The organism is Lipingzhangella halophila, from assembly GCF_014203805.1.
Classification (GTDB): Bacteria; Actinomycetota; Actinomycetes; order Streptosporangiales; family Streptosporangiaceae; genus Lipingzhangella; species Lipingzhangella halophila.
On sequence record NZ_JACHJT010000001.1, the window covers coordinates 1369572 to 1389954 of the forward strand.

At 70.3% G+C, this 20383-nt stretch carries 17 protein-coding genes; 8 read left to right on the forward strand and 9 right to left on the reverse strand.

Annotated features, from left to right (window positions below):
* The first annotated feature begins 42 nt into the window (after window positions 1-42).
* Together F4561_RS06140 and F4561_RS06145 are read left to right on the forward strand one after the other, a co-directional pair.
* A complete protein-coding gene (locus F4561_RS06140) occupies window positions 43-1053 on the forward strand; it encodes an ABC transporter substrate-binding protein (protein ID WP_184575623.1) in 1011 nt (336 codons plus the stop codon).
* Window positions 1054-1157: 104 nt separating this feature from the next.
* Window positions 1158-2033 (forward strand): siderophore-interacting protein, encoded by an 876-nt coding sequence (locus F4561_RS06145; protein ID WP_184575625.1) that lies wholly within the window; start codon window positions 1158-1160, stop codon window positions 2031-2033.
* Between the two features lie 222 nt (window positions 2034-2255).
* On the opposite strand, the gene F4561_RS06150 is transcribed toward F4561_RS06145, so the two are convergent.
* On the reverse strand, window positions 2256-3089 hold the full coding sequence (locus F4561_RS06150; RefSeq protein ID WP_184575627.1) for a phosphoribosylaminoimidazolesuccinocarboxamide synthase: 834 nt from the start codon (window positions 3087-3089) through the stop codon (window positions 2256-2258).
* A gap of 1058 nt (window positions 3090-4147) precedes the next feature.
* On the opposite strand from F4561_RS06150, the gene F4561_RS33155 reads away from it, so the two are divergent.
* Window positions 4148-4276, forward strand: coding sequence for a hypothetical protein (locus tag F4561_RS33155; protein WP_281384037.1), 129 nt, complete (start codon window positions 4148-4150; stop codon window positions 4274-4276).
* 72 nt (window positions 4277-4348) lie between these two features.
* On the opposite strand, the gene F4561_RS06155 is transcribed toward F4561_RS33155, so the two are convergent.
* From F4561_RS06155 to F4561_RS06180, 6 genes are all read right to left on the reverse strand, one after another.
* On the reverse strand, window positions 4349-5284 hold the full coding sequence (locus F4561_RS06155) for an ABC transporter permease (protein WP_184575629.1): 936 nt from the start codon (window positions 5282-5284) through the stop codon (window positions 4349-4351).
* Between the two features lie 43 nt (window positions 5285-5327).
* A complete protein-coding gene (locus F4561_RS06160; RefSeq protein WP_184575631.1) occupies window positions 5328-6278 on the reverse strand; it encodes an ABC transporter permease in 951 nt (316 codons plus the stop codon).
* Between the two features lie 24 nt (window positions 6279-6302).
* The gene (locus F4561_RS06165; RefSeq protein ID WP_184575633.1) at window positions 6303-7325 is read right to left on the reverse strand and encodes an ABC transporter ATP-binding protein; all 1023 of its coding nucleotides are present in this window, start codon (window positions 7323-7325) and stop codon (window positions 6303-6305) included.
* Window positions 7322-8401, reverse strand: coding sequence for an ABC transporter ATP-binding protein (locus F4561_RS06170; RefSeq protein ID WP_184575635.1), 1080 nt, complete (start codon window positions 8399-8401; stop codon window positions 7322-7324). Before F4561_RS06170 ends, F4561_RS06165 begins: the two co-directional genes overlap by 4 nt.
* A 39-nt stretch (window positions 8402-8440) precedes the next feature.
* Window positions 8441-10090: an ABC transporter substrate-binding protein gene (locus F4561_RS06175; RefSeq protein ID WP_184575637.1), complete on the reverse strand. Its 1650-nt coding sequence runs from the start codon at window positions 10088-10090 to the stop codon at window positions 8441-8443.
* Window positions 10091-10219: 129 nt separating this feature from the next.
* Entirely contained in the window at window positions 10220-11716 is a 1497-nt protein-coding gene (locus tag F4561_RS06180; protein WP_184575639.1) for an MFS transporter, read from the reverse strand.
* An 860-nt stretch (window positions 11717-12576) separates the two neighbouring features.
* Between F4561_RS06180 and F4561_RS06185 the strand changes: the two genes are divergently transcribed.
* The 5 genes from F4561_RS06185 (at window position 12577) to F4561_RS06205 (ending at window position 18530) form a co-directional block, all read left to right on the forward strand.
* Complete coding sequence (locus F4561_RS06185; protein WP_184575642.1) at window positions 12577-13539, forward strand: SDR family oxidoreductase; 963 nt, start codon at window positions 12577-12579, stop codon at window positions 13537-13539.
* Window positions 13540-13544: 5 nt separating this feature from the next.
* Window positions 13545-13964, forward strand: a complete 420-nt coding sequence (locus F4561_RS06190; RefSeq protein WP_312885162.1) for a Zn-ribbon domain-containing OB-fold protein — start codon at window positions 13545-13547, stop codon at window positions 13962-13964.
* Entirely contained in the window at window positions 13964-15106 is a 1143-nt protein-coding gene (locus F4561_RS06195) for a thiolase C-terminal domain-containing protein (protein WP_184575644.1), read from the forward strand. Before F4561_RS06190 ends, F4561_RS06195 begins: the two co-directional genes overlap by 1 nt.
* A 24-nt stretch (window positions 15107-15130) precedes the next feature.
* Window positions 15131-16303: an acyl-CoA dehydrogenase family protein gene (locus F4561_RS06200; RefSeq protein ID WP_221445382.1), complete on the forward strand. Its 1173-nt coding sequence runs from the start codon at window positions 15131-15133 to the stop codon at window positions 16301-16303.
* 76 nt (window positions 16304-16379) lie between these two features.
* The gene (locus F4561_RS06205) at window positions 16380-18530 is read left to right on the forward strand and encodes an acetate--CoA ligase family protein (RefSeq protein WP_246437147.1); all 2151 of its coding nucleotides are present in this window, start codon (window positions 16380-16382) and stop codon (window positions 18528-18530) included.
* 138 nt (window positions 18531-18668) lie between these two features.
* On the opposite strand, the gene F4561_RS06210 is transcribed toward F4561_RS06205, so the two are convergent.
* Both F4561_RS06210 and F4561_RS06215 read right to left on the reverse strand, forming a co-directional pair.
* Window positions 18669-19589: an RpnC/YadD family protein gene (locus tag F4561_RS06210; RefSeq protein WP_246437148.1), complete on the reverse strand. Its 921-nt coding sequence runs from the start codon at window positions 19587-19589 to the stop codon at window positions 18669-18671.
* A gap of 133 nt (window positions 19590-19722) precedes the next feature.
* Window positions 19723-20346: a TetR/AcrR family transcriptional regulator gene (locus tag F4561_RS06215; RefSeq protein WP_184575646.1), complete on the reverse strand. Its 624-nt coding sequence runs from the start codon at window positions 20344-20346 to the stop codon at window positions 19723-19725.
* Window positions 20347-20383 lie beyond the last annotated feature (37 nt).

Consider the following 20383-nt stretch of genomic DNA (forward strand, 5'->3'; position numbering starts at 1 on the left):
GGCCAGTGGTTGCTGCCCCCCGAGACGAAAGGAAGCGGTGCCATGTCGCGCGCTCGTTCCTATGCACTCTCCCGCCGCGGATTGTTCACCGCCTGCGGCACACTCGGTCTCGCCGGCCTGGTTTCTGCGTGCGGCGACTCCTCCGACGAGGGCGGCGCGAACGCCGGGTCCTGGACGTTCGAGGACGACCGCGGTGAGACCGTGAAGACGGACGGTGCGCCCAGCAACATCGTCGCTTTCGTTGGAACCGCCGCTGCGCTGTACGACTACGGAATCGAGTGCGTCGGGGTGTTCGGCCCCACCACCACCGAGGGCGGCGAGCCCGACGTACAGGCCGGGGAGATCGACGTCGACTCGGTGGAGGTCCTCGGCAACGCCTGGGGGGAGTTCAGCGTTGAGGACTACGCGGCCCTCGAACCCGACGTGCTGATCTCCGCCATGTTCGAGGAGGACACCCTCTGGTACGTGCCCGAGGAGAGCGCGGAGGAGATCCTGGCGATCGCCCCCAGCATCGGGCTGAACGTCGCGAACGTCTCGCTGCCCGAACCGCTGGAACGCCACGCCGAGCTCGCCGAGGCACTGGGCGCCGACCTCGACTCCGAGCAGGCGACCAAGGCCAAGGAACGCTTCGACGCTGCCGCGGAAACGCTCCAGGAGGCCGCCGAGTCCAGTGACATCAAGGTCCTGGCGTGCTCGGGCGACCCCGACCTGTTCTACGCCTCCAACCCGGAGATGTCGGCCGACCTGCGCTACTTCCAGGAGCTCGGGGTCGACTTCGTGGTCCCCGAGAAGCTCGACGACGGCGGCTTCTTCGAGAGCCTGAGCTGGGAGAACGCAGACAAGTACGACGCCGACATCCTGTTCGTCGACAACCGGTCCTCGGCCCTGCAGCCCGAGGACATGGCGTCCAAGCCGACCTGGGACGAGCTGCCCGCCGTCGGGGCCGACCAGGTGGTCCCCTGGGTGAGTGAGCCCCGCTACTCCTACGCGGGCTGCGCTCCGCTGCTGGAGGACCTCGCCGAGGCGATCAACAAAGCGAAGAAGGTCCGCTGACCCCGCTGTGCACGACACGGCCGCCTCCGGGCCGGGCGCGCACGGGCCCACCCGCCCCGGCCGACGGCCCGGATCCGAACAACCCCCCGAGTCAGGAGCTCACGATGGCCAGCACCGCAACCGAAACCCCCACCGCCACGCCGTACCGATTCGCGGAGCTGCACGTGGTGCGGGCCGAACGGCTCGGCCCCACAATGCTGCGGGTCACCTTCGGCGGGCAGCAGCTCGCGGAGCTCACCTCCGGCGGGCGCGACCAGCGGCTGAAGCTGTTCCTGCCGCACCCCCACCAGGACACCCCGATCGTGCCCACCGAGGCGGGGGAGCAGTGGTTCACCCAGTGGCGGGCTATGGACCCCGACGTTCGCGGCATCATGCGCACCTACACGGTGCGCGAGCAGCGCCGCGACCCCGACGAGATGGACGTCGACTTCGCCCTGCACGGCGACCAGGGCCCGGCCTCCCGCTGGGCGGCCAACGCTCGCCCCGGCGACCGCGTCACCATCCTCGGCCCGGCGGTCGCGGACAACGCGGGCGTTGACTTCCGGCCCCCCGAGGACACCGAGTGGACCCTGATCCTCGCCGACGAGACCGCGCTGCCCGCCGTCGCCGGGATCCTGGAGTGGCTGCCCGCCACCACCCGGGCCCGGGTCTGGATCGAGGTTCCGCACCCCGAGGACCAGCAGGACATCGCCACCCCGGCCGACGCCGATGTGACCTGGCTCTTCCGGGGGGACGCCAGCCACTTCGGGGGCGGGCGCCTGCTGGACGCGGTGCGCGCGGCCGAACTGCCCACCGGCGCCCCCTACGCCTGGATCGCGGGTGAGGCCGGAACCGTGCGCGCACTGCGGCGGCATTTGGTGAACGAGCGCGGGTTCGATCGCCGCGCCGTGACCTTCACCGGCTACTGGCGCGAGGGCGCCACCGAGGAGCAGCTTGTCGCCGAGGCCGTCGCGGGTGCGGACCCGCACCGCGCGGAATAACCGTTCGCGGGCAGGGGCGGGCCGGAGCGGGGTGCGGCACGAGGGGTTGCGGCAATGGGGCACCCCGTGCGCGAAGCGAGAGGAGCGCCAGCTTGCCGCCGAGCGCACGGTGCACCTTTGCTCGGCGGCGAGCTGGCTCGCTCGCCGCGCTCACTTCGCCCCATTGCCGCAGCTTCCGGGGGCGCCCCTTCTGGGGGCGCCCCTTTCCGTGGGCGCGGCACCCTACTCCCAGGTGGTGCCGGTGATCCGCTCGTAGAGCTGGATGTAGCGGGCCCGGGTCGCCTCGACCACGTCGTCCGGGATCGGCGGGCCGGGGGGCGTGCGGTCCCAGTCGGTCACGGTGCTGGACCAGTCGCGTACGACCTGCTTGTCGAGAGCGTGCTGCGGCCGGCCCGGTTGCCATTCGTCGGCGAGCCAGAACCGCGAGGAGTCCGATGTCAGCACCTCGTCGGCGAGGACGAGCGTCCCCTCGGGAGCGCGTCCGAACTCCAGCTTCGTGTCGGCAACGATGATCCCGCGCTCGGCGGCAAGAGCGGCACCGCGCTCGTAGACCTCCAGCGTGACGCGCCGGAGCCGTTCGGCGGTCGCACCCCCGATCTCGCCCACGAGGTCGTCGAAGGTCATGAACTCATCGTGGCCCTCGGTGGCCTTGGTGGTCGGGGTGAAGATCGGCTTTGGCAGCTTGGAGCCCTCCAGGAGTCCTGGAGGCAACGGCACGCCGGCGACGGCGCCGTGCTTCTCGTACTCCTTGAGCCCGAGCCCGGTCAGGTACCCGCGCGCGATGAACTCCACCGGGAGCATCTCCAGGCGCCGGCAGCGAATCGCGCGTCCGATCCACTCGGGCGGCACGTCAGTGGCGGAGACGACGTGGTTGGGCACCACGTCGGCGAGTCGCTCGAACCACCAGAGCGACAGTTGGGTGAGGATCTTCCCCTTGTCCGGGACTGGCGTGGGGAGCACGACGTCGTAGACGCTGACCCGGTCCGAGGCGACGAGGATCAGGTCGTCCCCGTCGCTGTAGACGTCGCGGACCTTTCCGGAGTGAATGAGTTCCACGGTGACCCTGCCCCTTTGCTTGTGATCGTGCAGTCCTCGGACTGCCAGTGAACCGCTATCGGAACGTACGCGCTATATTCGGTACGCCCCCAACGGAGTGCGGGATTTCCTCTGGAGCGCTACGGGTGGCCCGCTGGCCCGCGGCGAGGAAGAAAGGCCGGGTAGCGCGCGGCGCGAACCGGCGCGGTGCGGGCCGTCCCGATCGGCGCCGCGGGAACACGGCCCCGTCCCGGCGGCTGCGGAGCCGGGACGCGGCGGCACACCACCGGCGGGTGTATCGCGGCGGAGCCTCATCGGGCGGTCGCGACCCTAGCACCCGGCGCCGGCCGCGCCGCGAGAGCCCCTGCCGATCGGCGGGTGGCCGTTGCGCACCGGCCCCGGAGCCCGGCGGGTGCCCGCGCGGCACGCCGAGCCGATGGGCCGAGGAAGGCTGCCACCCTTGGGAGATGGCGTCTCCCCGTGCCCGCCAGTGGCCGGCACCGCTCCCGGCACCGCGCGAACCTGCGCGCCTTCTCCTCCGTCGTACCAGTACGGAGCGACGGCAGCACGGGAGCGGCGGTGGCAATCCGCGGATGCGGCAGGGCCGGAGGAGAGCGGTACGGTCCACTTCCGGATCGCGGGAAGCGTACAACCGGGAGCACCTGGCGAGAATGATCGGGGGGACACTGGGGTGCCGTCGAGGATGAGGTGCTATGGGCAAGGAGCAGTGGCCGGCGGGCGAGTCACGGACGCCGGAGCAGCGGCGCAGCGAGACGCGTGCGCACACGGGCGGCCGGTTTCGCACCTTGGAGGAAGGGACGCGCGCGGAGCTGGAGCGGAAGCGTGCCCATGACGTTGGGAGCCCGCACCGCGGCCCGCCGCCCGACAGGGGCGGCCACCGTGGCCACCGGAGGTCCCGCGCCGACGCCGGAAGTACGCGGGGGGCGGGGTGCGGGTGCATGCCCTTGTGGGGCTTCGTCATTAGCCTGCTGCTGGTCACCCTCGTAGGAACGACCGTACCGATGAGCACGCTGATCGGCTCAGACACGTTTTGCGGGGACTTGTCGGCTCTGGAGTGCGTGACGAATTCCGTCACTCTCCTGGAGAGGTCGTTCGAGCAGTTCGAGGACCCCGAAGCCCTGTTGGATCAGGAACCCGGGAACCCCCACGAACCCGAGAACCCCTTCGAAGAGATCGAGAGCTACTAGGCGGTATGTGGGGAGGGTTCACCCGGAGTCCGGCCCCGCGGGCAGCCCGCGGGGCCGGACGACCGTGGTGCGCTACCGGATCAGCTTGGGGTCGAGGAAGTCCCGGAGCGCGTCGCCGAAGAGGTTGAACGACAGGACGGCCAGGCTGATCGCCACACCGGGGAAGATCACGATCCACGGTGCCAACTCGAAGTACATCATTCCCTGGCTGAGCATCAGCCCCCAGGAGGGCTCCGGCGGCGGGGTGCCGATCCCAAGGAAGCTCAGCGCGGCCTCGGCGATGATGATGTTGCCGAAGCCCAGGCTCGCCACGACCGTGAGCGCCGGAACCATGTTCGGCAGCCCGTGGCGGAGCATCACCCGGGCGCGGCTCGCCCCGAGAACGACCGCGGCCTCGATGTAGTCCTCACTCTTGACCCGCTGCATCTCGCCCCGCGCGACGCGGGCGAACCGCGGCGTGGTCACGATGACCAGCGCGATAATGACGTTGGAGATGCTCGGTCCCAGCAGCGACGCCACGAACAGGGCCAGCACGATCGGCGGGATGCTCAGGATGGCATCGATGAGCGCCTGCAGCGCCCCGTCGACCGCGCCGCCGATGTAGCCGGCGACCAGGCCGATGAGGACCCCCAGGAAGAGCGACACCGCCACGGTCACGGTGCCCACGTACAGCGAGATCCGCGCACCGTGGATGATGCGGCTCAGCAGGTCGCGGCCGAGGTCGTCGGTCCCCAGCCAGTTCCCTACACCGGGAGCGGCGAGGAAGGCGTGCCGGTTCTGCTCGGTCGGCTCGAACGGCGCCACCACTGCGGCGAACGCCGCCAGCAGGATCAGCAGCACGATGAACAGACCCGCGGTGGTGCCGAGCTTCTGGGTGCGGGCGAACCGCAGTGTGGCCTGGCCGCGTGTTTCGATGGGAATCTCGCCGGCGTTCGGCGGGGACGGCTCGGCCAGGGTGGACCCCGCCCGCGCGGCACTGTCGGTCTCGTTGGACGACCACTCGGTCATCGCCGCCTCCTTGGCCTCGGATCGGACGTGTGTGCGCGGGCGCTCATCGGCTCGACGCCCTCATACGCGGGTTGACCACGCCGTAGCTGATGTCCACCAGCAGGTTGATCGTGATGAAGAGGAACCCGAAGAACAGCACGCAGACCTGGAGCAGCGGGTAGTCGCGGTTGCCGACCGCCTCGAACACGGTCCGCCCGAGCCCGGGAAGCGCGAAGATCTGCTCCAGGATGACGGTTCCGCCCAGCAGCGCGCCCAGTTGCACCCCGATCAGGGTCAGGACCGGGATGAGCGAGTTGCGCAGCGCGTGCCGGAAGACGGTGAACTCGGAGCTGCCCTTCGCGCGCAGCGTCCGCACGAAGTCGGAACCGAGGACATCCAGCATCGACGATCGGGACATTCGGGCGATGCTCGCGCTCAGCCCCACGGCCAGCGCGATCGCGGGCAGCACTAACTGGGCCAGGTTGGTGCCGAGGTCCTCGGTGGGCCCCCGGTAGGACAGCGGTGGTAACCAGCCCAGTACCACCGACACGAAGGAGATCAGCAGCAGACCGATCCAGAAGTTGGGCATGGACAGCCCCAGGGCCGCGCCCACCCGCACGATGTTGTCGACCCACGACCCGCGGCGCGCGGCCGAGACCGCCCCCGCGGCCAGCCCGACCACGACACCCAGGAGCACGGCAATGGTGGTGAGCTCCAGGGTCACGGGCACCCGCTCGGCGACGACCTCGGTGACAGGTCGCCCCAGGGCGTACGACTCGCCGAGGTCGCCGCGCGCCGCGTTCGCGTACCAGCGGCTGAGCTGCACCGCTATGGGGTCGTCCAGGCCGAGTTCGGCGGTCAGTTGGGCGAGCTGCTCCTCGCTGACCGAGGCGTCGGCGAGCTGCGCCCGCACCGGGTCGCCCGGGACCATGCGCACCATGACGAACAGGGCGACCGTCATCACGTTCAGGATGAGGAAACCGTAGAGCACCCGCCTGGCGATCATCCGCGGCATCGAACCGCACCTCACTCTCGGTGATCAGTTGAAGCAGGGGCAGGCGGCCACGGAGTGGCCGGGCGCCACCTCGGTGAGAGCGGGACGCGCGGTCGCGCTCTCCGGCACGGCCCGCGGGCAGCGCGGGCGGAAACGGCAGCCTTCGGGCGGGTTGGCCGGGCTGGGCAGCTCGCCGGCGAGCTCGACCCGTTCCGGGGGGTGCGCGTGCGCGTCGATCCGCGGCACCGCGGCCAGCAGCGCACGGGTGTAGGGGTGCCGCGGATCGCGGAACAGGTCCTCGGTCGGCGCCGACTCGACGATCTCGCCGAGGTACATGACGCACACCCGATCGGCGATGTAGCGGACCAGGTTGAGGTCGTGCGAGATGAAGAGGTACCCGAGTCCGCGCTCGCGCTGCAGGTCCCGAAGCAGGTTGATGATTTGCGCCTGGATGGAGACGTCCAGCGCGGACACCGGCTCGTCGCAGACGAGGAACTCGGGCGAGGTGGCCAGCGCCCGGGCGATGCTGATCCGCTGGCGTTGCCCGCCGGAGAACTGGTGCGGGAACCGGCTGGCATCCTGGGGCGACAACCCGACCAGGGTGAGCAGCTCCGCGACGCGGCCGCGCCGCTCGGCGGGAGTACCCATCCGGTGGATCTGGAGCCCTTCGCCGACGATGCCGCCCACGTTGAGGCGCGGGTCGAGCGAGCTGAACGGGTCCTGGAACACGATCTGCATCCGGCGGCGGTGCTCGCGCAGCTCCGCGCCGCGCATCCGGGTGACGTCGCGCCCGGCGTAGTGCACCGTGCCCGAGGTGGGCCGGAGCAGACCGAGGGTCAGCCGGCCGGTGGTGGATTTCCCGCATCCGGACTCGCCCACCAGCGCGAGGGTCTCACCGCCGCGCACGTCGAAGGAGATGTCGTCCACGGCGCGCACCTTGGCGGTCGAGCGCCGCAGCCCGCCCCGGAGGGGGAAGTGCTTGGTGAGTCCGGTTACCTGGAGTAACGGGTTCGTGGCGGGGGATTCTTCGGCGCGGGGCGACTCCACGGGGGCGGTCTCGGGGATCATCGCGGCACCTCCGTTGCGGCATGCGCCTCGGGCGCGGAGCTGGCCGGGTGCTGGTCGGAGTCGGCCAGCCAGCAGCGGGACTGCTGCTCCCGCTCGCCCGGCACCTCGAACAGGGGCGGCTGGTCGGTCGCGCAGTGGTCCATGACGTGCGCGCAGCGCGGGGCGAACCGGCAGCCGCTGGGCATGGTGTGCGGGCTCGGCACGGTGCCCTCGATCACGTGCAGCTTGGCCGAGCGGTCGGTCACCGCCGGCGGCACGCTGCGCAGCAGGGCGGCGGTGTAGGGGTGTTGGGGGGCGGTGAGAACGTCGGCGACGGGTCCCTGCTCGACCACCTGGCCGGCGTACATTACGACGACACGCTCGGCGACCTCCGAGACCACCGCGAGGTCGTGCGTGATGAGCAGCAGCGCCGTGCCGAGCTCGCGCCGTGTCTGCTGCAGCAGGTCCAGGATCTGGGCCTGGACCGTGACGTCGAGGGCGGTGGTGGGCTCGTCGGCGATCAGCAGGTCCGGGCCGCACGCCAGGGCGATGGCGATCATCACCCGCTGTCGTTGCCCGCCGGAGAGCTCGTGCGGGTAGGCGGACATCCGGCTGGCGGAGTCGGGGATTCCCACCATGGTGAGCAGCTCAATGGCGCGCTCCCGCGCGGCGCGCCGGCCGCTGTCGGTGTGCACGCGTATGGCCTGCACGATCTGGTACCCGATGGTGTAGACGGGATCGAGGCAGGTCGTGGGGTCCTGGAAGATCATTCCCACGTTGCGTCCGCGCACCGCGCGGTAGGCGCGTTTGGGCAGGCCCACCAGCTCGCGGCCGCGCAGCCGGATGGAGCCGTGCGTGACCTCGCCGGTGTTCTCCAGCAGGCCCATCACACTCAGCGCGGTCACGCTCTTGCCGGACCCGGACTCGCCGACCACGGCGACGCTCTCACCGGCGTGCACGGTCAGGGACGCGTCGTTGACGACCTCGACCGGACCGAACCGGGTCTGGAAGGTGGTGTTCACGGAGTCGATCTGCAGCACGGGGGCGTCGTCGCCGGCCTCGGGCCGCTTCACTGGCGATTCGGCACGTGTGGGCATGGACGGGGTCCTTCCTGAGGGCGGCTCCCGGTCTCGGCGCTAACCTTCGTCGGCCAACCACAGCTCGCGCATGTAGGGGAAGCCGTACACCGGTTGCGGGTTCAGGTTGCGGATGGTGGGGTGTGCCATCGAGAAACTGGAAGGGGACCAGATCTGGATGGGGTTGACCACCTCTTCGAGCAGGTAGCGCTGGGCGTCCCGCACGTTCTCGGCGCGCACCTCCGGGTCGAGGATGCCCGCCTGCGCGGCGACCGCCTGGTCGACCTCGGGATCGTCGATGTTGTACCAGTTGCGGTAGCCCTCACTGTGGTGCTGGGCGCGCAGCCACTCGTCGGGCTCGAGGAACGGGGTCTGCGGGCCGGCCGAGATCTCGTAGTCGACGGTGGGCCAGGTGTTGGTGAAGTAGGTCGCGTACTCGACCATCTCCATTTCCACCTCGATCCCCACCCGGGCGAGGTCCTCGACGACCCACTCGGTGGCGCGCACGTAGGTCTGCCCGTAGCCCGGAGTGGTCTTCAGGGTGGCGGAGAAGCCGTCGGGGTAGCCGGCCTCCGCGAGCAGTTCGCGCGCGCGTTCCGGGTCGTGGGGCTGAAGTTCGGCGAGCTCGTCCTGACTCAGGGCGAACTCCTTGAGCGTGATGTGCACGGGGCCGGTGTAGTCGCCGCCGTTGAACAGCGACTCGCCCATGCCCTCGCGATCGATGGCCATGCTCATCGCGCGGCGGACCCGGATGTCGTCGAAGGGTTCCTTGGTGTGGTTGAGGTTCAGGTAGATCCCCTGGCGTCCCGGGTTCTGCATGGCCCGGACGTCGGGCGAGGCCGACGCCAGTGACATCGCTTCCTCGGGCGTGTACGTCGACATCAACTGGGTCTCACCGGCGCGGAACGCGGCGATGCGGGACGCCTGGTCCGGGATGACCTGGATCGTGACCTCGTCCAGGTAGGGCTTGCCGTCCTCCCAGTAGTCGGGATTGCGGCTGTAGCTCGTCTCGATGTTGCGCCGCCAGTGCTCCATGATGAACGGCCCGGTGCCGATCGCCGTGGTCCCGAGGTCGTACTCGCCCTCGATTCCTTCGCGCGGCACGATCCACATCGTGTGGTTGGCCATGTTGTTCAACAGGGGAGCGAACGGGTCGGACAGCTCCAGGACGACGGTGTTGTCGTCGGGTGCCTCGATGTTCTCCACGGGGCCGAGCAGCGCTGCCTGGAACCCCTCCTGCTGCGCCTTCCGCAGTGTGGCCACCACGTCATCGGCCGTGAAATCGCGGCCGTTCACCGGTGGCACGTCCTGCCAGGTGACGTCCTCGCGCAGGTGGAAGGTGTAGCGGAGGCCGTCGTCGGAGATGTCCCAGTCCTCGGCGAGGTCTCCCTCGATCTCCAGGTCGCCGTACTCCTGGTCGGGACCGGTCTTGTACCGCAGGAGCCGGCCGTAGACCAGGCCGAGCCGTTCGTGGGTGTTGTACGACGTCTCTTCGAAGGGGTTGATCGTGGTGGTGTCGGAGGGCATCCCGATGCTCAGCGAGCCTCCCTGCTGGGGTTGGCCGCCCTGCTGCGGCGGAGGAGGCATTTCGAACTCGGGGTCGGCGCAGGCGGTGGCCACGAGTGGGAGTACCAGAACGGCGGCGAGGCCGGCGCGGATTCGGCGGACCGGACTCAACTTGACTCGATGGACGGTGGAACCGACCGGCATGTCGATCCCCTTCCTGCCGGTATGGGCCGCGACGTATCGTCCATGAAACCAAAACCTAGAATAGAATTCTAGAGTCAATATGGAATCGACGTGGGTTTTTTCACTCTTTCCGCATGCGCGCCGCGCGGATCAGGGGCGGCTGCGTTGCGTGGCCCGGCTGAAGAGCGCCGCCAGCGTGCCCAGGACCGAGATCCCGAAGAGCACCAGTAGTGTCCGGTGGTACCCGGCGACCAGGTCGGAGAGAGGCGCGGCTCGGGACATGACCTCCTGGCTCGCGTAGACCAGGTGCCGGTCCGCGGTGTCCAGGGCTGTCGCGATCAGGGTCAGGGACATCGCCACGCTCAGGACGTTGCCGATGTTCTGCAGGGTGAGCCGGAGCCCGTTGACCGCGCCGAGGCGACTGTCGGGGACCGTCGCCATGATCACGGTGGTGTTGGCGGTGAGGAACACCCCCGTGCCGAACCCGGTCAGCGCGAGCCCGCAGGCGAGCAACCCGTAGGGCGCCGATTCCACGGTCAGCGCCAGGACCAGGACTCCGACCGCGGCCAGGGCTGACCCCAGGACGGCCACAAGCCGGTGCCGCTTCGCCCCGGCGATGTATCCGGCCAGTGGGGAGCCGAGTGCCATGCCGAGCGGCATCGGAAGGATCGCCAGCCCCGCGGCGGCCGGGTCGAGGCCGCGGGTGGTCTGGAAGAACAGGGCCATGATGAGTAGTAGCGAGAACCGGCCGAGCGTGTTCAGGAACGCCGCGAGATTGGCGATCGTGAACCCGAGGTCGCCGAAGATCCGGAGCTGGATCACCGGGTGCCTCGTGCGCCACTCCACGAGGACGAACAGCGGCAGGGTGACCAGCGCTGCCACGCTGCCGGCGATGACGACCGGGCTGCTCCAGCCGCGCGCGCCGGCCTCGGACAATGCCAGCAGCAGGCCGCCCAGCCAGCACAGCAACAGCAGGCTGCCGGGCACGTCGACGGGTTCCCGCGAGCCGCGCTCGAACTTGCGCAGCGAAAGCACGGCCCACAGCAGGCCGAACAGCCCGAGTGGGACGTTGAACCAGAAGACCCACCGCCAGCCCGCCAGGTCCGCGATGAGACCGCCGACGGTGGGGCCGAGGATCTGCGCGGTGGATATCGCGCCCATATAGATGCCGAGGGCCCGGCCGAGCATCGGCCTCGGGAACACCTGGGTGATCAGGGCCGTGCTGTTGGCCAGGATCATCGCGCCGCCGATGGCCTGCATCGCGCGCAGCGCCACGACAACCCAGACGTTGGGAGCGAGCCCTTGGAGCAGGCTCGCGAGGACGAAGATCGCCATGCCCGACAGGTAGGACTCGCGGCGCCCGAACACGTCGGCGAGGCGGCCGAAGATCACCAGGGTGACCGAGCTGACCAGCATGTATGACATCAGTAGCCAGCTCGCCGCGAACGGGCCGGCGTCGAAGTGCGCCACGACGGTCGGCAGCGCCACGTTCAGGGTCATGGTGTTCAGCGCGAACAGCACCGTCCCGACCACGGTCACCGACAGCACGCGCCACGCGTAGCGAAGCTCCGTGCGGGAGAACGGTGGCTCGTGGCTGGCGGGGGAAGCGTCCCCCTCCGTGGCTGTCCCCGGGTCCCCGGCAGGCACGCGTCGTACTCCTTGCTCCTGTGACCCGATGGCCACGCTAGAAGGATTTTCTAAAATACTCTTCTAGAAGCTCTCGCTTCGAGCATCAGTGCGCTGAGGAAGTTCGTCAAGAGGGCTGCTCGGGTTTCGTGGTTCCCGGCCTCCTGATTTCCGGGGTGCGAGTGGGGCCGCGGCCGCCTGGCTTGGTGCTTCTCGGTGCGGGTACCTGGTGGTCGCGCGTGCGACGGGGGCGGCAACGAAGGCAGCGGGTGGGCCAGCCCGCAGTAAACGCTTCTGGTGCCCGATGGTGACGCTGTCCAACGGGGGCGGCGAAGGTGCCGGGGGGCCGGCCCGTGGTGCTGGGCCGCGCCGAGAGTGTCTGTGGGGACATTCTGGGCGCCGAATCTGTCCCCACAGACACCTTCGGCGCGCGGTGGCCCCCAAACGCGCCCGCCCGGGCCCCAGGACCGATGGGCCCCGCCACGGGCCAGCCCCTCGTCGCACGCGCCACCACCGGGTACCCGTACCGACCACCGCGAGCCGGCCCCTTCACCGCCTTCGTCGCTGCTTTCGTCGCACGCATCACCACCGGGCACCCGAAGCGACTACCGCGGGCTGGCCATCCGCCGCCTTCGGCTGCCGCCGTTGGACGCGCGTCCCTGTGCGTCGCTCAACCGGTGGGCGCGGTCGCTATTGACATCGCCCGCTAACGGTGTTTCTCTCAATTAGAGGCAAATTCTAGTATTCAGGTTCAGGATTCTGCGGCCGTGTTCCCGTGCCCCCGTGACCAGCGCCGCACCAGCCCACCAGCCCCGCCGCGCGATCCGGCGTTTCCGGCGGGTCGTCCAGTACCGCACCGCTTCGAAGGGAGCTTCAACCGGATGCGTGAGAGCCCCGATCTGTGCTCCGGCCGGGTCGCCATCGTCACTGGCGCGGGCCGCGGAATCGGCCGCGGCGAGGCGCTCGAACTCGCTCGCCAGGGCGCCAGCGTCGTGGTGAACGACCTCGGAGTCGCCACCGACGGCAGCAAGCCCTCCACCACCCCCGCCGAGGAGGTCGCCGCGGAGATCCGCGACGCCGGCGGGCGCGCCATCGCCAACCATGACGACGTCAGCGACTGGGACAGGGCGCACCGCCTCGTCGACACGGCGGTCAGCGAGTTCGGCCAACTCGACATCGTCGTCAACAACGCCGGCATCCTGCGCGACCGGATGCTGGTGAACATGACCCCGGAGGAGTGGGACGCTGTCATCTCCGTCCACCTGCGCGGAACGTTCGCGGTCACCCGGCACGCGGCGGCCTACTGGCGGGAGCGCGCCAAGGCGGGGCAGAAGGCCGCGGCGCGGATCATCAACACGTCCTCGTCCAGCGGCATCTACGGCAACGTGGGCCAGACCAACTACGGAGCCGCCAAGGCGGGCATCGCGGCGTTCACCATCATCGCCGCCCAGGAGCTGCGCCGCTACGGGGTCACCGTCAACGCCGTCGCCCCCGGCGCCCTCACCCGCATGACCGAGGACCTGGGCCGGTCCGCCTCCGACACCCCCGACGGGTTCAACCCGCGCCACCCCGACAACATCGCCCCGTTGGTGGTCTGGCTCGCCAGCACGAGCGCGGACAGCATCACCGGCCGGGTGTTCAACGTCCGCGGCGGGCACATCAGCGTCGCCGAAGGGTGGAGCGCCGGTCCTGCTGTCGACAAGGAGGGGCGCTGGGAGCCCGCCGAGCTGAGCGATCTCATCCCGGGCCTCGTCGCGCGCGCCCGGGGCAACGCCGGAATGGACGGGCGGGTGCCGGACGAGCCGCCGGCACCCGCGCCCGAGGCGCCGGCGGAGAGGAGGTGAGCCCCGTGACCGAGGCGACCGCAGAGCGGATGGTGCCGCGGGAGACCCCGGAGACGCGCGAGTTCTGGGCCGGGGCCCGCCGTGGCGAGCTGGTCCTGCAACGCTGCGGGCCGTGCCAGCGCCCCTACTTCTTCCCCCGCCCCACCTGCCCGAACTGCGGATCCAGTGACGTGCGCTGGGAACCGATGAGCGGGCGGGCGCAACTGTGCTCCTACATCATCAGCCACCGGCCGGCGCCCGGCTACACCCCGCCTTATGTGATCGCGCTGGTGACACTGGACGAGGGCCCCCGGATGCTGTCCAACCTGGTCGACGTCGACCCCAGCCCTGAGGCTCTTGCCCTGGACATGCCGCTCCAGGTGCGGTTCGAGTGGCGCGGTGACACGGCGCTGCCCGTCTTCGCGCCCGTCGAGGAGGTGCGTTGATGCAGCCCGGCAGCATCGCGATCGCGGGAGCGGCCGAAACAGAGGAGCTCGGCCGGCTCCCCGACCGCTCCGCCATTGAACTGCACGCCGAGTCGGCCCGCGGAGCGCTCGCCGACTGCGGGCTGACCACCGCCGACATCGACGGGGTCGCCAGCGCTGGCGTCCCCCCGATCGACGTGGCCCACTACATCGGCGTCCGGCCCACCTGGATCGACAGCACGAGTGTCGGCGGATGCTCGTTCCTGCTGCACGTCCGGCACGCCGCGGCGGCCATCGCGGCCGGGATGGCCCGCACCGTTCTGATCACCCACGGCGAGTCGGGCCGGTCGCGGGTCGGCCAGCCCCGCTACGCGCCCGACCCGCAGAGCGCGCGCGGCCAGTTCGAGGCTCCCTACGGGCTCACCGGCCCACCCACGGCGTTCACCGTGCCGGCGTTGCGCTTTATGCACGAGCGCGGTGTCAGTCACGAACAGCTCGCCATGGTCGCCGTGGCGCAACGGGAGTGGTCCAGCCGGGTGCCGCGGGCGAAGATGCGCGAGCGCATCACTGTGGCCGACGTCCTTGAGTCGCCGCTGGTCGCCTACCCCTTCCACCTCCTGGAGTGCTGCCTGGTCACCGACGGGGGTGGCGCGCTCGTGGTGACGGCGGCGGACCGCGCCGCCGACCTGCCGGGCCGGCCCGTGTACCTGCTCGGGTCGGGCGAGGCGAGTGAGGCTCCGCTGGTGTCCCAGATGGCCGACCCCACCAGTTTCCGGGGTTTCCGCGACGCCTCCGCCAGCGCGTTCGAACAGGCGCGCCTCGGCCCCGACGACGTGGACCACCTCATGACCTACGACGCCTTCGCCCACGTCCCGCTCTACGCGCTGGAGGACATCGGGTTCGTGAAGCCGGGGGAGGCCGGCGGCTTCGTCGCCGACGGCAACACCATGCCGGGCGGCAGGCTGCCCATGAACACCAACGGCGGCGGCCTCTCCTACACCCACACCGGCATGTACGGGATGTTCGCCATCCAGGAGGCGGTCCGCCAGCTCCGAGGCACGGCCGCCGCGCAGACCGACGACGTCAACGTGAGCTTCGTGCAGGGCGTGGGCGGCATGTTCATGTCCGCCGGCTCCCTGATCCTCGCCAACCGGCGCCCCTGACCACCGCCACCCGGAAGGGCAGACATGCTGAACTTCTCGCTGAGCGACGAGCAGAGAATGGTGCGCGACACCGTCCGCAGCTTCGTGGAACGCGAGCTCATTCCCCTCGAGTCGGACGTACTGCGCAACGAGGCGCAGGGCCGGCCCGGAATCGCCCCGGAGGACCTGCGCGCCCTGCAGGACAAGGCGCGCTCCGCCGGCCTGTGGGGCATCAACACCCCGGAAGAGTACGGCGGGGCGGCGCTGGGCGCCGTCATGAACGCCATCATCGCCTCCGAGCTGGGCCGGACCTTCGTCCCCTTCCGGTTCGGCGGCAGCGCCGACAACATCCTCTACGCCGCCAACTCCGAACAGCGCGAGCGCTACCTCATCCCCACGATCAACGGCGAGCGGGTCTCCTGCTTCGCCATCACCGAGCCGGGCGCGGGCTCCGACGCCCGCAACATCCGCAGCCGCGCACACCGGGACGGCGACGACTGGATCATCAACGGGGAGAAGACCTTCATCACCGGAGGCAACCAGGCCGACTTCGTGATGGTGTTCGCGCTGACTGACGACTCCGCGGGCGACGGATCCGGTGCCACCTGCTTCCTGGTGGACCGCGACATGGGCTGGACCTCGCAGCCCATCCCGACGATGGGGGAGTGGGCACCCGCCACCCTGCACTTCGACAACGTGCGCGTGCCCGGCTCCAACGTCCTGGGCGAGGTGGGCCAGGGCTTCCAACTGGCCATGCGCTGGATCGGGCAGGGGCGGTACATGATCCCCGCACGCGCGATCGGCACCTGCGAACGCCTGCTCCGGATGGCCGTCGACTACGCCCAGATCCGGCACTCGATGGGCCAGCCGATCGCCAACTACCAGGCCATCCAGTGGAAGATCGCCGACTCCCACGTCGAGACCGAGTCGATGAAGTGGCTCACGTTCTACGCGGCCTGGCAGGCGGAGAACGGTATCGACGCGCGCCACGCCTCCTCGCTGGCAAAGCTGTCCGGCGCGGAGACCGCGAACCGCGTCGCCGACCGCGTAATGCAGATCCACGGCGGGATGGGCTACACCAAGGAGCTGCCCATCGAGCGCTGGTACCGGGAGCTGCGGCTGCTGCGGATCTTCGAAGGCACCGACGAGATCCAGCGCCGCACCATCGCCCGCAACCTCTTCAAGGGACACGTGCAGCTCGGTTCCATCGGGGACTGACCGCTCGCTCGCCGCCGCCGGATGGCGGGGCCACCCGGCGGCCGGCACCTCCATGCCGACCTGAGGAGCTTCCACATTGACCAGCGAGGCGACCGTCGCTCCCACCGGGCCAGCGGAGCGGATCCGCGCGCTATTCAACCCCCGGTCCGTAGCGCTCGTCGGAGCGACCGACAAGTCCCTGTGGTCCTGGACCGTCTACCGCAACATGTGCGAGAGAGGGTTCAGCGGCCCCGTTCACCTCGTCAACCCGACCGCGGACACCGTGCACGGTGCCCCCGCCCATCCCAGCGTCGCCGCCATCGGCGAACCCGTGGACCTCGCCTACGTGATGGTGCCCACCGAGGCCGTCCTGCCCGTCGTCGCCGAAGCCGCCGAGCACGGCACCCGGTCGTTCGTGATCCTCACCGCCGGGTTCGGCGAGACCGGCACCGGCGGTCGCGCCCTGGAGGCGGAACTCGTCGACTACGCGCACCGCAACGGGCTGCTCATCCTCGGCCCGAACGGCAACGGCTACATCAACGCGGCAGCGGGAATGGCCCCGTTCGGGCTGCCGTTCCCGCAGTCCATCAAGCCCGGCGGAATCGCGTTCGTTCTGCAGAGCGGTGCCCTGACCACCTCCCTGCTGTCCCTGGCCGATGCCCGCGACGTCGGGCTGAGCCTCATGGTGGCCATGGGGAACGAGGCCATGCTCTCGCTCTCCGATGTGGTCGACTACCTCGTCGACGACCCCGCCACCAAGGTCATCGCACTGTTCGTGGAGTCCATCCGGGACACCGACGCGTTCCGCGCCGCGGCGCAGCGGGCACTGCGCGCCGGCAAGCCGGTTGTCGCGATCAAGGTGGGACGCAGCCAGGCCGGTGCCCGCGCGGCCCTGGCGCACACCGGCTCCCTCGTCGGCGACGACAGCGTGGTCGATGCCGCGTTCCGGCAGATGGGCGTCATCCGGGTGCGTTCCCTGGAGGAACTGGTCGTGACCTCGGGGCTGCTCGCCGCCACCGGGGAGCTTCCGGGGGCGCGCATCGGTGTGGTGAGCCCTTCGGGCGGGGCATGCGACCTCGTGGCGGACCGCGCCGCCGACGAAGGGCTGGAAGTCCCCGAATACCACCCGGAGACCGTCGCCCGGCTCCGCGAGATCCTGCCGGAGTTCGCGCGGGCGCACAATCCGCTCGACGTCACCGGCTACATCCTGGTGAACCCGACCCTGCTGTCCGACGCGGTGCGGGCGGTCGCACCCGATCCCGGGGTGGACCTCGTCCTGGCATTCGCCGAACCGCCCCGGTACCCCACGGCCGCCCCGCAGGTCGCGATCGACCGGGCGAAAGCGATCACGTCAACCATCGAGGAGGTGCGCGATCGCCACGGAACCCCGGTCGTGCTGCTCGGCAACGTGCTGACCGACGTCACCGAGCACGCGAAGGGTGTCCGCGAGCAGAGCGGCATGCCGCACGTCGGCGGCGGGATCGAGATGGGCGTGAGCGCGGTGGGCCACGCGGTCCGCTGGTCGCGTGCGCGCCGCCGGATGGATTCCGTGGTGCCGCGGGCCAGGGCCACGGAGCCGGCCCTGCCCCGCCAGCCCGGTGGCGTGTGGGCCGAACACCAGGCGATCGAGCTGCTCTCGGCGGCCGAGATCCCCACGGCGCCGACCTCGCTGGCCCGCGACGCCGAAACCGCGGCCGCGGCGGCCAGCCGGATCGGGTTCCCCGTGGTGGTCAAGGTCGCCGCGCCCGGTCTCGCGCACAAGAGCGACATCGGCGGTGTGCGTCTCGGCCTGCGCACCGTTGAGGAGGTCCGCGCCGCGCACGAGGCGGTCGTGGCGGCCGGCGCCGCCCACGGCGAGGTGCTCGGCTCCACGGTGCAGCCCTACCGCCCGCCGGGGGGAGTGGAGCTCATCGTCGGCGTGGTCCGCGACCCCCTGTGGGGGGCGGTGCTCGCTGTCGGGCTCGGCGGAGTGTGGGTGGAGGTGCTCGGCGACAGCGCACAGCGGCTGCTCCCCGTCACCCAGGCCGACGTGCGGGACATGCTCGCCGAACTGCGGGGCGCGGAACTACTGCGCGGCGTCCGCGGCCAACCCGCCGCCGATCTCGACCGCCTGGTCGAGGTGGTCCTCGGGGTCGGTGCGCTGGCGCACCAGCTCGGTGAGCGCCTGGAGTCGCTGGAGATCAACCCCTTGCGCGTCAGCGGCACCGAGGTCGAGGCCCTCGACGCTCTCGTGGTCTGGCGGGAGTAAGAAGGCTGCCCCTCTCGCACAGCGTTGGCTCCGTGGCCTCGTCAACCGCTCTCGCGGGAGCCCTTCGCCCTCGGCCCCCGCGCCGCGCACCCGGAGGTACGCGGGGCGGGGGCCGATGGGGGTGTGGAGGTGGAACTGTCAGCCGAAGAGTTCGGTGGCGCTGTTCACGACTCCTGCGCGTCCCGCCCAGGTGCCAAGTTGTTCCAGGTCCGTGCAGGTTTGGATCGTCTCGCGCTGTGTGTCGGTCAGGGTGATGCCGCGGGCGTGCAGCACCGTGAGGATGGCGGCGGCTTCTCCCTCGGCCTTGCCTTCAGCCTTGCCCTCGGCCTTGCCTTCAGCCTTGCCGTGTTCCTCACCGGCCGCGTAGGACGCGCGACCGATGTCGCTGCGCCAGCGGTAGGTCGTCGCACTCATGAGCTCCTCCAGATACTGCTTGGCCACGGCCGGCAGTGCGGCCAACACGTAGTCAGAATACAAACTGGTGGCCGACGCATCGAGCGTTTGCAGGGCCTGTGACAGGGCCAGCACGGCGTCCTCATCGGCGGGAGCGTGCACTCCCGCGCCCAGCACTGTCAGCTCCGGAGCCTTGCGTGCGAGTCCCGAATCGCGGACCAGGGGTAGCGCGGTGAGCGGCAGCGCCAGCGGGCGCTGTGTCATCTGCCCACGGCCCAGGTCGATGGGGGCGGCCGCCCACGTGGCCAGGGAATCGTCGGGGGTGAGCACCAGCAGTACCACCTCGCATCGCAGGCGGTGCCGGACGTTGGCGACATAGCACGGCCAGCTGAACCGCTTGTCCGTGTCCCGTCCGTTCTGGGGCTCGGTGATCACGGCGAGGACATTGCGCGACTTGCCCGAGGCGGGGTCGCTGCGTTCCAGTACGACGACGGAGTCGCTGACCATCTCCGCGGGCGCCGCGGTGGCGGTGGCCTCGCTCGCCTCGCAGCGCACCCGTTCATAGCTCGGTAACGGCGTCTCGGTCGCCAGCCGCAACAGCTGCACCGCGGTGTCCGGGGAACGACGCACCAGGTCAAGGGGGAACTCGTGTTCGATGTTCGGCACATGGGGAACCTATCGGCCGGTGCCGAGCCCGCGCAGGAAAACGCGGGAGAACTCCGGCGATTTCCGGCCGTGCCGAACCGAACCGGAAGACGGGCTGGTCAGCTTCCCTACCCGGCGCGGTCACTCCTCGCGGTCACTCCTCCTGGAAGGGGTTGAGCCGGCGCAGCATCCTGGCCACGGCGTCGGTGATGGCGGAGACCTCGCTCTCGTCCTCACAGGCGGTGATCTCCCGCGCGGCCTCACCGATGATCGCGGTCAGCACCGAGACCTGCAGCCGGTCGGCGGCCTCGGTGCTGGCGCCGAACAGGACCGCGTTCTGCCGCACCCACCCGCGGGCACGGGCCCGGCGCATCACGTGGAAGCCGGGCGGGGCGTCGCCTTCGAGGAAGAGCCGTTGCAGGTCGCGGCGTTCCCAGGTGTCCTCGCAGAAGGCCTTGGCCCCGGCGATGAAGAGCTCCAGCGGATCCTCCTCACCGTTCGCGCGGGCCTGCGCGACGGCGGCCGTGGCGTGCTCCTCGTAGCTGTTCTGGTGGTCCTCCCACAGGGCGAGGAACAGCTCGGTCTTACCGCCGAAATGGTGGTAGATACTGCCAACGCTGGAATTCGCGCGCTGCACGACATCGGCGATACTGGACTCGCTGAACCCGCGCTCGGTGAAGACCTCGCGCGCCGCCTGCAGCATCACCCGGCGGGTTTCCGCTGTGCGGCTCCACTGCCAAGCATTGCTCCCAGGCTCGCGAGCGACCTTCCGTGCCATCTGACCTCCCGCGTGTCGCCACGCCCCTCGGAGCATA

Bases quoted from the DNA above. Each gene is read 5' to 3' on its own strand.
- F4561_RS06140 (WP_184575623.1), top strand. From the start codon at position 43: ATGTCGCGCGCTCGTTCCTATGCACTCTCCCGCCGCGGATTGTTCACC.
- F4561_RS06145 (WP_184575625.1), top strand. From the start codon at position 1,158: ATGGCCAGCACCGCAACCGAAACCCCCACCGCCACGCCGTACCGATTC.
- F4561_RS06155 (WP_184575629.1), bottom strand. From the start codon at position 5,284: ATGACCGAGTGGTCGTCCAACGAGACCGACAGTGCCGCGCGGGCGGGG.
- F4561_RS06160 (WP_184575631.1), bottom strand. From the start codon at position 6,278: ATGCCGCGGATGATCGCCAGGCGGGTGCTCTACGGTTTCCTCATCCTG.
- F4561_RS06165 (WP_184575633.1), bottom strand. From the start codon at position 7,325: ATGATCCCCGAGACCGCCCCCGTGGAGTCGCCCCGCGCCGAAGAATCC.
- F4561_RS06170 (WP_184575635.1), bottom strand. From the start codon at position 8,401: ATGCCCACACGTGCCGAATCGCCAGTGAAGCGGCCCGAGGCCGGCGAC.
- F4561_RS06175 (WP_184575637.1), bottom strand. From the start codon at position 10,090: ATGCCGGTCGGTTCCACCGTCCATCGAGTCAAGTTGAGTCCGGTCCGC.
- F4561_RS06185 (WP_184575642.1), top strand. From the start codon at position 12,577: ATGCGTGAGAGCCCCGATCTGTGCTCCGGCCGGGTCGCCATCGTCACT.
- F4561_RS06195 (WP_184575644.1), top strand. From the start codon at position 13,964: ATGCAGCCCGGCAGCATCGCGATCGCGGGAGCGGCCGAAACAGAGGAG.
- F4561_RS06200 (WP_221445382.1), top strand. From the start codon at position 15,131: ATGCTGAACTTCTCGCTGAGCGACGAGCAGAGAATGGTGCGCGACACC.
- F4561_RS06215 (WP_184575646.1), bottom strand. From the start codon at position 20,346: ATGGCACGGAAGGTCGCTCGCGAGCCTGGGAGCAATGCTTGGCAGTGG.